The sequence below is a fragment of the Myroides odoratimimus genome (genome assembly GCF_038039805.1).
Lineage (GTDB): Bacteria > Bacteroidota > Bacteroidia > Flavobacteriales > Flavobacteriaceae > Flavobacterium > Flavobacterium odoratimimum_B.
Genome location: NZ_JBBPHK010000003.1, coordinates 194,701 through 209,267 on the forward strand (window position 1 = coordinate 194,701; position 14,567 = coordinate 209,267).

The 14,567-nt window shown below is 35.2% G+C and carries 10 protein-coding genes and 1 tRNA gene; 1 reads left to right on the forward strand and 10 read right to left on the reverse strand.

What is annotated here, in order from left to right:
* Window positions 1-9: 9 nt before the first annotated feature.
* Window positions 10-450 (reverse strand): hypothetical protein, encoded by a 441-nt coding sequence (locus AABL85_RS04500; RefSeq protein WP_341309321.1) that lies wholly within the window; start codon window positions 448-450, stop codon window positions 10-12.
* Window positions 451-782: 332 nt separating this feature from the next.
* On the opposite strand from AABL85_RS04500, the gene AABL85_RS04505 reads away from it, so the two are divergent.
* Window positions 783-855 (forward strand) — tRNA-Met (locus AABL85_RS04505).
* A 113-nt stretch (window positions 856-968) separates the two neighbouring features.
* Here the strand turns inward: AABL85_RS04505 and AABL85_RS04510 are convergent.
* The 9 genes from AABL85_RS04510 to AABL85_RS04550 all read right to left on the reverse strand — a co-directional run bounded on the left by AABL85_RS04510 (window position 969) and on the right by AABL85_RS04550 (window position 14,536).
* On the reverse strand, window positions 969-2,885 hold the full coding sequence (locus AABL85_RS04510) for an ABC-F family ATP-binding cassette domain-containing protein (protein WP_341309322.1): 1,917 nt from the start codon (window positions 2,883-2,885) through the stop codon (window positions 969-971).
* A 12-nt stretch (window positions 2,886-2,897) separates the two neighbouring features.
* Window positions 2,898-3,959: an NAD(P)/FAD-dependent oxidoreductase gene (locus tag AABL85_RS04515; protein WP_341309323.1), complete on the reverse strand. Its 1,062-nt coding sequence runs from the start codon at window positions 3,957-3,959 to the stop codon at window positions 2,898-2,900.
* 58 nt (window positions 3,960-4,017) lie between these two features.
* Window positions 4,018-4,905 carry a gliding motility protein GldN gene (gene gldN / locus AABL85_RS04520; RefSeq protein WP_131540270.1) on the reverse strand — a complete coding sequence of 296 codons (888 nt, stop codon included), beginning with the start codon at window positions 4,903-4,905 and terminating at the stop codon, window positions 4,018-4,020.
* A gap of 37 nt (window positions 4,906-4,942) precedes the next feature.
* Window positions 4,943-6,505: a gliding motility protein GldM gene (gldM, locus tag AABL85_RS04525; RefSeq protein ID WP_131540271.1), complete on the reverse strand. Its 1,563-nt coding sequence runs from the start codon at window positions 6,503-6,505 to the stop codon at window positions 4,943-4,945.
* A gap of 28 nt (window positions 6,506-6,533) precedes the next feature.
* The gene (gldL, locus tag AABL85_RS04530) at window positions 6,534-7,196 is read right to left on the reverse strand and encodes a gliding motility protein GldL (protein WP_131540272.1); all 663 of its coding nucleotides are present in this window, start codon (window positions 7,194-7,196) and stop codon (window positions 6,534-6,536) included.
* 34 nt (window positions 7,197-7,230) lie between these two features.
* Window positions 7,231-8,631, reverse strand: a complete 1,401-nt coding sequence (gldK, locus tag AABL85_RS04535) for a gliding motility lipoprotein GldK (RefSeq protein WP_286398696.1) — start codon at window positions 8,629-8,631, stop codon at window positions 7,231-7,233.
* A 120-nt stretch (window positions 8,632-8,751) separates the two neighbouring features.
* On the reverse strand, window positions 8,752-9,894 hold the full coding sequence (locus tag AABL85_RS04540; RefSeq protein WP_341309324.1) for a formimidoylglutamase: 1,143 nt from the start codon (window positions 9,892-9,894) through the stop codon (window positions 8,752-8,754).
* Between the two features lie 6 nt (window positions 9,895-9,900).
* Window positions 9,901-12,432, reverse strand: coding sequence for a type I DNA topoisomerase (gene topA / locus AABL85_RS04545; RefSeq protein WP_341309325.1), 2,532 nt, complete (start codon window positions 12,430-12,432; stop codon window positions 9,901-9,903).
* 739 nt (window positions 12,433-13,171) lie between these two features.
* Window positions 13,172-14,536, reverse strand: a complete 1,365-nt coding sequence (locus AABL85_RS04550; protein ID WP_341309326.1) for a KAP family P-loop NTPase fold protein — start codon at window positions 14,534-14,536, stop codon at window positions 13,172-13,174.
* Window positions 14,537-14,567: the final 31 nt, after the last annotated feature.

Here is a 14,567-nt window from a genome sequence, read left to right on the forward strand (position 1 = left end):
GTGGCTTTTTTATTTTATAATACTTTGTTGGTACTTATACATATTTATAGCAACACTTAGCAATCCAAGCAAACCAATACCTAATACAAGTAAACCAACTGCTATCTCTTCTAAAACACTAGAAACAGCAAAATAGTATCCTACTCCACCTCCAATAAAAGAAAGCACAGACATAAGCGTTATAATATACAAGGCTATTACACCTTTCTTCTTGTCCTGCCATATACGTTTAGAGAAATTATTCTGTGTCTTGGTCGAATCCTGCAATGCCGAAAAGCTGACTCCAATTCCTATAAACATCAACGCACTATTCATACACGATAAATAAGTATCCATATTACCTAAAGCTATTCTATCATAGATCGGTTTAAAGCTATAGAATAAAGCTATTAATAGAAAAGGGTATTGTAGGTAGCTAATAATCTGAAATGTTTTCTCAATATTCTTCATATAATAGGGAAGTATAAATTCATAATAAGTCTCAGAAACAGAATAAGTACTATTATTACCCTGACTAACACAGTCAAAAATACTAAAATATTCACAAAATAAATGAACCGTCTCTTTTTTAATTAACAGTTACATACCTATCAAACAAGTTTCTTAAAAAGAATATAACCTTCTAGTAATATTACTTCTATAAAATATATTATCAACAATAATTAAGTAAAAAAGACTCCTAAGAGTAAAAAACATTTAACATTATAATAGATAAACACAGTTTTACTCAATTGTCTGATTTTGTCAACCCAAATATTGGTCGTACATTTGTACCACAATAGCGCGGGATAGAGCAGTAGGCAGCTCGTCGGGCTCATAACCCGAAGGTCACAGGTTCGAGTCCTGTTCCCGCTACTAAGTAAAAGCCACTTCAATCACTTGAAGTGGTTTTTTCTTGAAATAATATAACTTTATTACGCCTATTTTATAAAAAAAGGGATTACTTAATGTAATCCCTTTTTTATTATCTATTGTAATTGTTCGTGGATTTCTTCCCACTCAATCATCAAACCATCAATCTTTTTCTTCTTCTTCTCATACTCACTAAAGAAATTTGCGTCAGCCATTAACTTTTCATAGTCTACAGCTAATCGCTCATCATCCTTAGCGATCTTCTTCTCTAACTCTGATATTTCGCTCTCGATTTTGCTCAATCTATTTTGTAAAGACTTCTGCTTCTTTTGCTCTTCATAAGACAACGCAGGTGCTTTCTTCTCTTCTACTACAGCTTTTTTAGTATCTTCTACAACTGTTTTCTTTTCGATTTCACGCATATTTTGTGCGTTTCTCTCCTCTAAGAAATAATTGATATCCCCTAGGTATTCTTTTATCTTCTGATCTTTAAACTCATAAACGAACTGTGTTAGTCCTTGTAAGAAGTCACGGTCGTGAGACACTAATACTAAAGTTCCTTTAAAGTTCTCTAATGCCTTCTTCAGTACGTTCTTAGATTTAATATCTAAGTGGTTCGTCGGCTCATCCATCAGCAAGACATTAATAGGTAAAAGTAACATTTTACACAAAGCAAGTCTATTTCGCTCACCTCCTGAAAGTACTTTTACTTTTTTCTCTACATCATCACCTCTAAATAAGAAAGACCCTAGCATATCACGCACTTTCACGCGATTACCATCTGTAGCAGCGTCTAACATCGTATCTAAGATAGTCTTCTCTCCGTCTAAATAATCTGCTTGGTTCTGTGCGAAATAACCGATTTGAACATTGTGTCCCAACTTAATATTACCTTCGTATTCAAACTCATTGATAATTGCTTTAATCAATGTAGATTTACCTTGACCATTTTGTCCAACGAAAGCTACCTTAGTTCCACGTTCAATTAAAAGATCAATATCTTTAAAGATCACTTTATCACCGAAACGCTTCGTCACTTTATCAATCTCTAAAACAACTTTACCAGGATCAATACTAACAGGAAAAGAGATATTCATTACAGCATTATCATCTTCATCTACTTCGATACGCTCCACTTTATCCAATTTCTTAATAAGCGATTGCGCCATAGAGGCCTTAGTCGCTTTATATCTAAACTTTTCGATAAGTTTCTCCGTCTCTTCTATCTTCTTCGCTTGGTTCTTCTGAGCAGCTAATTGCATCTCTCGAAGTTCTTCACGCAATACTAAGTATTGTGAATAAGGCTTATTAAAGTCATATATCTTTCCTAATGATATTTCTATCGTACGATTAGTCACGTTGTCTAAGAACATCTTATCGTGCGAAATAATCACTACAGCACCAGCATAAGACTTTAAGAACTGTTCTAACCAAATGATACTCTCAATATCCAAGTGGTTCGTAGGCTCATCCAGAAGAAGCACATCATTATCTTGTAATAACAACTTAGCTAATTCAATACGCATACGCCATCCTCCAGAGAAAGTGTCAGTCTGATTATTAAACTCCTCACGCTTAAAACCTAAACCTAATAATACACGCTCTGTATTACCAACATAGTTATACCCACCTATGATTTCAAAACGATGAGTTAAATCACTCAGTTTTTCAATCAGCTCACTATAACTTTCAGATTCATAATCTGTACGTTCTGCTAGCTCCTTATTTACTTTATCTAAATCAGCTTCTACTTTCTTAATTTCTTCAAAAGCTTGATAAGCCTCATCTAACACTGTACGACCAGGTATAAAATCAATATCCTGTCTCAAGAAGCCAATTCGAAGATCTTTCTCCATAGCAAGGCTTCCTGTATCTGGTTCTAAATCTCCAGATAATAATTTCAACATAGTCGATTTACCAGCTCCATTTTTTCCAACTAGACCTACACGGTCTCCTGCACCTATACGAAACGTAACGTTCTCAAATAAATATTCACCCGAAAATGAAACTGATAGATTGTGTATATTTAACATACTTAGATTCTACTAAAATTTAAACTTCTTATATCTATGAATAGAGATATTCTCCTCTAGCTCCATAGCATTTTCTATATTATTATATAATTTATCTGCCAAGAAAGGTCCTAATAACACCCCTCTAGTTCCCAATCCATTCAACACATGAATTCTCGCAGACTCTCTACTTCTTCCTAACAAGGGACGACGATCTTTTACAGTAGGACGTACACCAGCATTATGAGCTACTACCTCAAAGTCTAAATCAACAACATCTCTTAATCCTTCTAATAACTCACTTAAGCCCTCTGCTGTAGTATTATCTGTTTTATCTTGCCAATCATAAGTAGCGCCTACTTTATATAAATCATTACCTACAGGGATTAAAAACACATTTGCTTTCAATATAACATCAACATTAAGATTAGGTATCCTTACTAAAAGAACCTCTCCTTTAGTACCGTCTAAAGGCAGATCTTTAAAGAAAGGGTTCTGTAACATCCCAAAGCCTTCTGCAAAAACAATATGCTTAGCCACTATATCCTTATAAGTGATTCGCTCATCTGTATAGCTCAAACTATCGTAATCAAAGTCCTCTTGTCTATAGCTATTGATTTCGTTCAAATAAGCTCTATAAGCTTTAATCAAGGTTTTAGTTTCAACATATCCTGTATAGTTCACCTCTCCAAAACCAAAAGGAGACTTCACTCCATTAATTTCATCACGAACTAACTTAGGTGATAGATACTTCTCTAAATTTGGTTTATCAGCCGCATGGAACCAATTATTCTGTTCTTCAACAGATAATAATCTTCTGTACAAAGGCATAGCAAAGATAAACTTCTCCCCTAATTTCTTTTCTAATTCAGTATAAAAAGGCAAAGCTATCTCTAATTGTTCTCCAACCTTCCATACATCAGTGAAACGCTTTAATACAACAGGGTTATACATACCTCCTGCCATTAGTGAAGAAGAGCGCTTCTCATTGTCTATCACTACAAAGGTCTTACCTTCCTTAGCTAGTTTTTCTGTAAAACAGATTCCTGCCAAACCAGTACCTACTACAATATAATCTACCATACTTAAAACCATTAAAAAAGCTCTTATCTATTCTAATAGATAAGAGCTTAATAAATTAGAAACTACAAAATTAGTAATTCCACATATCATCTTCAAGGTTTCGAATCAATTCTTTAATTCTTTCTGCCTCAAATAAACGTTTTAAATCATTACTCTTGATATAATCATCAATTTTACGATTACCATATTGGTTATCTGCTTTATAAATAGTAGCACTAAATCTTCTTGAATTTAACAAGTGATCGAAGTTGATCGGATTAAGTGGGTTCTTAGCATTGAATGCATAGTTTTGGAACAATGTATTACGAGCATCAGCAAAGAATATCCAGAATAACTCCACATAGTTTTCATTAGCTGATCCTTTAGTATACAAGTCCGCAACTACAGGAGCGATACCTAATAATCTATATTTTAACTGTCCCTCATTTCTATCGAAATACCACATACCCATGATGTGATATTCTTTAACATCAGAAGGTCTTAACTCTACTTTCTGAATATATTCCTCAGGAATAGCTTCTCCAGCATTGTAATACTCAATACCAGCATCTGTAGTATCTATTCTAACGAAAGAGTCTTGAATATCTTTTAAAGTACGTTGGTTTTTGAAATCACTATTATCATAAACTTCAGTAATCTCTCCAGATTTAATACCATCAATTAAAACTTGGAACAAAGGTTTTTTTCCTTCAGATGAATATTCATCAATAGGATATAGATACATCTCATTTGCTTTCTCAGCTAACGAAATATTCTCCCATACTTTAATACCAAATAAGATATCTTTCTCACGAACGTGTCCGTAAGGTATTGGTCCTTCTGCTTTGATTAGAATCTCCGAGATTGGCATAATACCAATATCAGCAGCAGATTTTGCATTCAATAGATTCGTCTGTGCGAATGATGCTATTGAAAACAGCGTAAACACTATATATAGTGAAAAATTCTTCCAGTTCATATTCTTCAAAATTTTCTTCTTATAAATTTAAGTGAAATTACATAATCTCAAACGTACATGGTGATGTTTTTTTCAAAGCATAGTCTCCTGCACCTTCTAAACGCACCTTAATATCCGAAATTACAACCACATCACCTAACTGAGCTCTACGGATAGCCGCTTTCGCTCTTTCATTCATTCTATTTCCAGGAACAACAATACTAGGTTGTCCAGGTATTTGCAATACAAAACTAGTAACTGTAAGATTTAAATCAAAGTCAAAGTCTTCTAATTTAGCACCGATAGTTACAATCTCTAAGTTAGACTTAGGTCCTTTAGCATTGAACTCCCCACGTACTGTCCCTCTTGGAGAAGGAATATCTTTAATACGGAAAACTTTTCTATCAGATACTTTTTGTCCATCAGGCAAAGTTCCTGTTACATTGATAACTACTTCTCTTCCTGCTTGTGGTCTTAATGTATATTTACCACCTCCTTGACTTGTAAGTCCTGGAGCAGAAGCTTGTACTTTATCATTCGCAATACCAGCAAACGAAATTGTCATAGGGTTAGAAACACCACGATAAACCACGTTCATTTTATCAGCAGATATATTAGCTGAGTTTGGTTTAGGTACTACTACATAACTTCCCTTAATATCAATCTCTACTGGCTGACCGTCCTCTACGAAAGTAAACTTACCTCCGATTTGGTGTTCTCCTACGTTACCAACAGTAAAACCTAAGTTAACTTGTCCATCAACTAATGATTTAGACAAATCAATGTTTTGACCATTAACAACTACTTTAGTAGGAACAGTTGATTTGTCATAACGACCTAATACTACTCTACCTTTATAAGTTTCACCAGCAAAAAGAGTAGACTTGTCAGCTACTACGATAGCCTGATAGTTCTTCATAGATGCAGCTTTACTAAGTGTATTACCCATTAAGCTGTTATAAATCTCTGCTTCTACAATCTTCGCATCGTTTTGCATTGTTGACAACTTAGTCAAAGAAGCAATAGCTGGGAATCCATAGAAGTTATAATTTAAATAAGCTCTATCTTTTCCTTGGCTATCTTTCACATCGCTTAGATTAAATTTGTTATTTATATCTAATACGATTGGTTGGAACTTAGCGTCTTTTTCTAAAATATCAAGAAGTGCTTTTTTGTACTTATTAATACCATCAATAAAAGCCTGTCCTTCTGCTGAATATTTATCACCTGTGAACCAAGCATCATTGATAATATCAGATTTATTCATACGCTCAGCAGGTAGCTTACCATTCTCTGTGCGTTCTCCTTCAAATTCACTAGTAATTAGAGTTTTATATTTACCCACAAAGTCATAGAACTCTTGCGTAATTTTCTCTACTTGCTTTGCTTTTTTAGCAGGGTCAGCGAATTGAGCTGGGTTCTCCTCAGCTTTCTTCTCTAAAGCCCCTAGCAAACCTTCATTATTTGCTTTTGCACCTTCATTAGCTGCCTCGAACTTCTCGTTCACTACACCAAAAGCTGATAAAACCTCTGTAGATACCTGAAGTGCCATCATCGCGATAAACACCAGGTACATCAGGTTAATCATCTTTTGTCTTGGGGTCAGTTTTTGTTTAGCCATTACCTTATAATAATTTTAAAATTATAAACTAATTAGCATTTCTTCCACCACCCATAGCAGAAAGCATTCCACCATAAACGTTGTTTAATGACGCTAAATTGTTTGTTAATGCTTGCATTTGCTCTTTTAATTGAGCATTGTTTTCAGCTACTGCTTTATTGATTTCAGCATTCGCTGTTGCGCTTTCTAATTGTACTTTATAAGCTTTATTTAGAGACTCTAACTGCTGAGCAGCTAATGTCATTTCTTGCGCATATTTTTGTGTTGAAGCAACAGAATTCACAGAAGGTCCCATCTCTCTAGAAGCAGCTTCGAAGTTGCGAATACTGTTTCCTAAGCTACTCATTAACTCTCCGTCAATTTTTGCGTCTTTCAACATTTGATCTAATTTTTTAGAAAGCATACCTTCTGTATCTTGAGGCTCTACAACAGCTTGCTTAGCCACTTTTACTTCTCTAGCTTTCCCATCTTTTAATTCTGGATATACCTTTGCCCAATCTAATTCCTCATCAACTGGCTCGAATGCAGAGATTGCAAAAATAAACGCCTCTACTAATAGACCAATAGTCAACATATTGTTACCATTCAAAGGTCCAAATTCCATGTGCGTAATTTTAAATAATGCACCGATGATTACTACTGAAGCTCCCATTCCATAACAGAAGTTCATCAATTTTTTAGATAATGCCATAGCCTTCTTCTTCTTTTATTTTTTTATTTGATTATTAACGAGCCATTTTTGATTGGTTAACACGTGATAAAGAACCTGATACAGACTGTACTGTTCTAAATCCAATGTAACTTCTTGCTGAATCTGCGTACTCAGAATCACGAGTAGCAACTTGTAAGAAATATGCTGGGTCTCTCCAAGAACCACCTCTTACTACTTTTAGTGGGCTTTCACTAGGTCTATTTCTAGGCTTTAAAGCTGACATGTGATCGTAACTTGATGCATCATAAGTAGAACTAGTCCACTCTGCTACGTTACCTGCCATATTGTATAAGTTATATCCATTAGGAGGGTAAGAACGAACATTAGCTGTATAAAGAGCTCCATCTGCTGCATAGTCAAAACGAGTTGGTTTAAAGTTTGCCATAAAGCATCCTTTCTCATCCGTTGCATAAGGTCCACCCCAAGGATACATAGCTCCTTCTAGACCACCTCTAGCAGCGTACTCCCACTCACTTTCCATTGGCAAACGGAATTCGTTGATCTCAAGAGTCATCTTATTATCTTTCAGATAAATGTTTTTATACATTGATCTCCATGCAGCGAATGCTTTAGCTTGGTGCCAGTTTACCCCTACTACAGGATAATCACCGAAAGCTTCGTGCCAGAAGTAATCGTTGTGCATTGGTTCGTTGTAAGAATATTGGAATTCTTTAATCCAACGTGTTGTATCAGGATAGATTAATAGTGTCTCTGTTTTTAAGTGTCTATTTCTCTTTCCTCTGTTCTCTGTTGATCTATCTCTAGTAGCTGCATCTACATCTACATAAGAATATTTAAATTTCAACTTAGAGTTATCGAAAGTAGTCATTCCATTATATGTCTCACTAGCTGGGATATATAACGAATCCATTACTTCCACGTAATTAGCGTCTGGATACTTCTTAGTATCTTTCACTAAAGGAACTTTTTTATTTAAACGACGACCAGAGTAGATATCATCACTCACCTGAAGGCTGTAATAGTTCTCATACATATATCGTTGGTATGGAGTCATTCTTTCTAAATCCTCTTCAGCATCTACGAATGCATACGCACCGATACCTCCAGATTCTTTAGCCACACCCATTTCATCAGCTGCAATAGCTAATTTAGTTCGAACAACTGAATCCTTTACCCATTCTACGAATTTACGGTATTGGTTATTCGAAATTTCAGTTTCATCCATATAAAATGAACCGATAGTAACTGTTTTTGTTGGCGCATCTTGGGCTCCTAAGAAATCCTCATTGGCTTGACCCATGGTAAAAGTACCTCCTGGGATAAGCGACATACCTTGTGGTTTCTCACTGCTCCATCTTTTCCCAGCCTCTCCATGCATCAATTCACCTCGATCTCCAGTTCCACAACTGGTCATCAAAGCTAAAACTGCTCCTAACGTAATGATCTTCTTCATATAATTTTAGGTTTTTATGTACTACTATAAATACTTACAAGTAATTTTTTTTCTTTTTATTTCACAAAACAAAGCTAAAAATTAATTTAACTTAATTATTTATTTTTGTTAAATTAATTTTCATACTACACTTTTTTTTATTGTTCGCCACCATCTTTCAGGTATAACTTGACTAATAGCCGACTCATAATCTTCATAACTACATGGCAACAATACTTTTCTCTCGGCATCCATCGTTTCTATAGAAGCCTCTATCCACCAGCGTTCAGAGACATCACTCTTATAGAATATTAAATCGTCATATCCCTCTATCGGCACGATATACTTCATATAACTAGCCTTGCTAACAAAGGGGTATTCATTCGATCTGTAATTAACACCTTCCACAAAATACCAAAGCATTTGTGCTATTAATAACGTTTCATTTTTATTATTATTATAATTAAATATTCCAAAAGATGAAACTCTATCACTCAATCCACTATATCTAGCTAAGGCACATATTTCTCTTCCATCAAATCCATTCGGATTAAAGAAGTCAAAATTACCCGAATCAGCAGATTTAACAGAAGTCATATCTACACTTACGATATCTGCATCTCTAAGTACTGGCTCAGCTAATTTTATATTACCAGATATCTCTCCTACTCTATACGCCTCGAAATATAAACTAGCGATTAAGTCTATTTCTTCCTGAGCATTGAAGTAAGTCTGATATCCGATATTAGAAAAGTTAAACAGATTCGTAGGTTCTTCTAATATAATACGCGTCAGATAACTGTTCGCTACATCACCCTCTGTCTTAGATAAGTCTAACTTAGCATCTATAGATACAAGATTCACTGACTGCTCTAATACATCATACGCTCTATACATCGCATAGGTCATATCCTGAGATCCCCCTACGAATACAGGAATTACTCCTTGCTTTACTAAGTCTGCTACTAGAGCCTTCACTAAATAGTATGTATCCTCTAGTCTCTCTCCAGCCACTACATCACCTAAGTCTATAATATTCACTCCCCAGTTACCTGGATATAACGAATACCAAGCCTTTCTTATTTTAGTGATATCTACTATACTTACACCTGCACCATTACCTCGATTATCTCCTATTCCGATAATAGCGATATTATACCGACCTTCATTCTCAAAAGAACCTCCAGAGAAGAACGTTACTTTCTTCCCTATACACTGACTCTGTAAACCATCTATATAAGTGATTAATTCGTTATTTATCGGTCTTAGCAGTTCGTAGATCATTCTTTCTTATTTTTTAGTCGTCTTCTTAGTTGCTGTTTTCTTAGCTGTAGTAGTTGCTTTTTTGGCTGTCGTTTTCTTAGCAGCTGTCTTTTTAGCAGGAGCCATTGCTTCGATCATTGCCTTTACCTCATCTAGAGATAACGCTGCCGCATCCACATCCTTACCTAGCTCTATCTTCGTTTTTCCTTTTAAGATTACAGAACGACCCCATCTTGCTTTCTCTACTCGGATACCTTCTTCTGCCCAATCGTGAATTACTTTATCCTTCTCTTTCTGGATCTTATCTTCGATTAGTTCGTTGATATCCGCTTGAGATAGATTGTCGAAGTTATACTTCTTATTCACATTGATAAAAATGCCATTCCACTTTAAGTATGGTCCGAAGCGTCCCACCCCTTTCTGTACAGGCAATCCTTGGTATGTAGCGATAGGAGCATCTGCTTGCTCTTTCTCTTTGATTAATTCTAATGCTCTATCTAGCGTCACATCAGCAGGCTCTTCTCCTTTAGGCAGAGAGATAAATGTCTTACCTACTCTTACATAAGGCCCAAATCTACCGTTGTTCACTTCTACTTCTTCTCCTTTATATTCTCCTAATACCTTTGGTAATAGGAATAATGCTAATGCTTCTTCTAATGTAATCGTACCGATGTTCTGTTCAGCAGTAAGGCTAGCATATTGCTTCTCTTCATCCTCAGGATTACCGATCTGCGCCACAGGGCCAAACTTAGCTAAACGAACTAATACTGTACGTCCACTCTTAGGATCAATACCTAATATACGTTCTCCAGACTCGCGCTCTGCATTCTCTTCTACATCTTTCACTGTTGGGTGGAAGTGGTCGTAGAACTCTCTCATCATCTTAGCCCAATCCTCATTACCAGCTGCGATCTCATCGAAGTCCTCTTCTACCTTAGCAGTGAAGTTATAATCTAAGATCGTCTTAAAGTTCTTCACTAAAAAGTCATTCACGATCATACCGATATCTGTAGGTACTAGCTTCCCTTTATCAGATCCAGTCTTCTCTGTAAGCACCTTCTCTTTTAGCTCAGCACCTCTAAGCATCATCATCTTATAGTTGCGCTCTTTACCTTCAGTCTCCCCTTTTTCCACATACGTTCTAGCGATAATAGTAGAGATAGTAGGTGCATAAGTAGACGGACGACCGATACCTAGCTCCTCTAGTTTCTTCACTAATGACGCTTCTGTATATCTAGCAGCAGGCTTAGTAAAGCGTTGAGTAGCTACTAACGCATTTTGTTCTAATCCTTCTCCAATTCTTAATGCTGGTAAGATTCCTTCTACTTCTTCATCCTCATCATCATGCCCTTCTAAGTACACTTTTAAGAATCCTTCAAAAAGCAATACCTCACCCGTAGCCACAAATAACTCTTTAAACTTATTTGCTTCTATACGCACATTCGTTCTCTCTAACTGAGCATCACTCATCTGAGATGCCAAAGTACGCTTCCAGATTAGATCATATAGACGAGCCTGATCTCTATCTACAGGAGCACTGTGTAGCGCCATATTCGTCGGACGGATAGCCTCGTGTGCCTCTTGGGCTCCCTTGCTCTTAGTCGTATAAGTACGTGGTTTAGAATATTCTGCTCCGTAAGACTTCGAGATTTCAGCTGCTGCTGCACTCATCGCCTCTTTAGATAAGTTCACACTATCCGTTCTCATATACGTGATCAGTCCGCTCTCGTATAAGCGCTGTGCTAACATCATCGTCTGACCTACTGAGTAGTGAAGCTTTCTAGCCGCTTCTTGTTGTAGTGTAGAAGTGGTAAATGGAGCTGCAGGTGATTTCTTAGCAGGTTTAGTCTCTAAATCTGCTACTCTGTATGCCGCTCCGATATTAACTGCTAAAAAGTCTCTTGCTTCTTTCTCAGTTGCAAAGTTCTTAGGCAGTTTAGCTTTTAATGTTTTTCCTTCAGCAGTCTTAAACTCTGCTGATATATGGTAAGATGACTCTACCTTAAAGTCATTAATCTCTCTTTCTCTCTCTACGATAAGACGCACAGCCACAGACTGTACACGTCCAGCAGATAATCCTCCTTTTACTTTCTTCCACAGTACAGGAGACAGCTCATACCCTACTAATCTATCTAGTACACGACGTGCCTGCTGTGCATTCACTAGATTATAGTCTATCTGACGTGGGTTATCTATCGCTTTTAAAATAGCATTTTTTGTAATCTCGTGGAATACAATACGCTTTGTGTTTTCACTCTTTAAATTTAGTTCTTCCGCTAAGTGCCATGCAATAGCCTCTCCCTCGCGGTCCTCATCGGATGCTAACCAAACCATTTCAGCTTTCTTCGCAAGATCCTTTAACTTCTTAACTACCGCCTTCTTATCACTCGATACTTCATATTTAGGCTTAAAGTTATTCTCTACATCTACTCCTATTTCTTTAGAAGGCAGATCCGCTATATGTCCATAGCTAGACTCTACCTGATAATCCTGTCCTAAAAATTTTTCAATGGTTTTTGCCTTTGCAGGTGACTCAACAATCACTAAATTCTTTGCCATACTTCATTATTTTGTGAAGCAAAAATATATGATTTTTTTGAATATATCCGTGCCACTACTTATTAATGCTTCTTTTAACTAATATGCCAGCATATAAAAATTGTAATAATTACCTAGTTATTCGTAAAATAAACCAACATTCTAGTAATAAACCGATATATTGATTTTTTTTACAAACAAAATCAAGAAATTACACAATTTAATAACAATTATCTAAATTTTTTAATTTTTACCTCTATCAATACTTTTATACCCCTTTTATTTCGCACAATGCTTAAAGTTTTCTAAACCTTTAGAAGTAAAAAAGTCAATAGTAAATGTTCTGTTTAACAACCAAACAATTTCCATTTTTTAAAAATCACTTTTTATTTATATGTTTTTGTTTAATGTTTATAGTTTTATATATGTGTCCCACTACTAGTCCAGGACTTGTCCCGAAAGTGGGACAAGTCCTGACCACCTATAGTGTCCCACTTTTGGGACAAGTAGTGGACCCTATCACTGGTTCATTTATTGGACTAGTGTATTGCACTATTCACTACATCACTATCGAAATCTAGCTAATGGTTCATTTTATTTTGATAGTAGATGGTTCGGGTAGAGATAGGGTACGCTTTTAGAAAACACCTCTCATCCCAAGTAAACACTGACTATCTCTGAACAGCTTCCGAACGAAAATAAACCGAAACAACATTAAGTATTTGTACACTTAAAACAGTATATAAACATAGTCTCACTATCAATTAACATCAAAGTTCTCTACTAAATCAATTTTATCAAAATAAAACTTTAAGCCATTCGTACGATTATATGTTAAACTCTGCAAACAACCAATCAAGGAAGTATTATCCCACTTTGAATCAAACAACAAAGATCTCTTATAATCACTTGCAAATAATTCTTCAAGCCCCTCTTTAGTTTTATAATCTTTATAGAATCTGTAATTTTCAAGAAAAAAAGCTTCAAAAACAACAGCAACAGCCTTATAATTAGAATCTCTATTCCCTAAAACAACCACATTGCTATCTAACATATTAAACAATTCTTGCTGTACTTCTTTAAGATGTAAACTAGCATTTTTCATTTGTTGATAAAACATACTTCTTTCTTCTCTAATAAAAATCAACAACATTAAATATGAAATATCTTTTTTAGATACTTTAAACGCTTTTTGTACAACAGAAAAATAACTAAACACTTTCTCTTGAAAACGCAATGGCTTACTTCTAAATAGCAAGACACACAATTCTTGAAAACTATTATTACCATCCTCATTACATTCTGGAATATCATAATATTCACTTAGATATCGAATAAAAGAACTTGTTTTTGGTTCAGGAATACTATATTCTAAATCTATAAATCTCTTTAAATATTCTTGAGTATCTATTTTATCAGAACCATATACACCACAAATAGCATGTTTTAACTGTTCTTTGTCAATAGAAAGGACAAAAACTATATTAGGAACACAGAAAAAGTGCTTCATTTGCTCCAGTATAGAAACAGCATAATTAGGACGACAGCGATCTAATTCGTCAATGATAAAAACCAATATTTTATCTGTTTCTATAGAAGCCACAAATTCTTTTAATTTTTGTCTAAAATCTTTTATTGTTTCTTTCTTGTTAACATAAGCTTTTACTTCTTCTTCAAACACATCAACAAAAGTATCCGATACACCCTTAATAACTTCTTTCACACCTTCATCTCCAATAATTTTACCTGCTAAACCTTTTACTAAAGCTGGTGCTATATTCTTAGTTAATTTAGCTCCTACAGATAGCAAATCTTTAAACTTTTGATTTCCATCATTAGTAACAAGCCCATTTAACTCACCTAGTAAAGCAGACAACGAATTATCCACAAAATCATTTTCCCAAGCATTAAAATATATTGTTTTAAAACCTCGATTATCTAAATCTTGTTGCCACATCTTAATAAAAGTGGTTTTGCCAGCTCCCCATTTATTATTAATTGACAAAACGAAACCTTCACTATAGTTTTCTATAACCTTTGTCAAAACATCAGCATGTGCTTTACGATTTAATTTACAATTCTCAAAAGGGTTACCATGTGGTATTTCTATTTCTTTATGCTTCATCTTTATCTCTATTTATTACGAAGTTAAATAA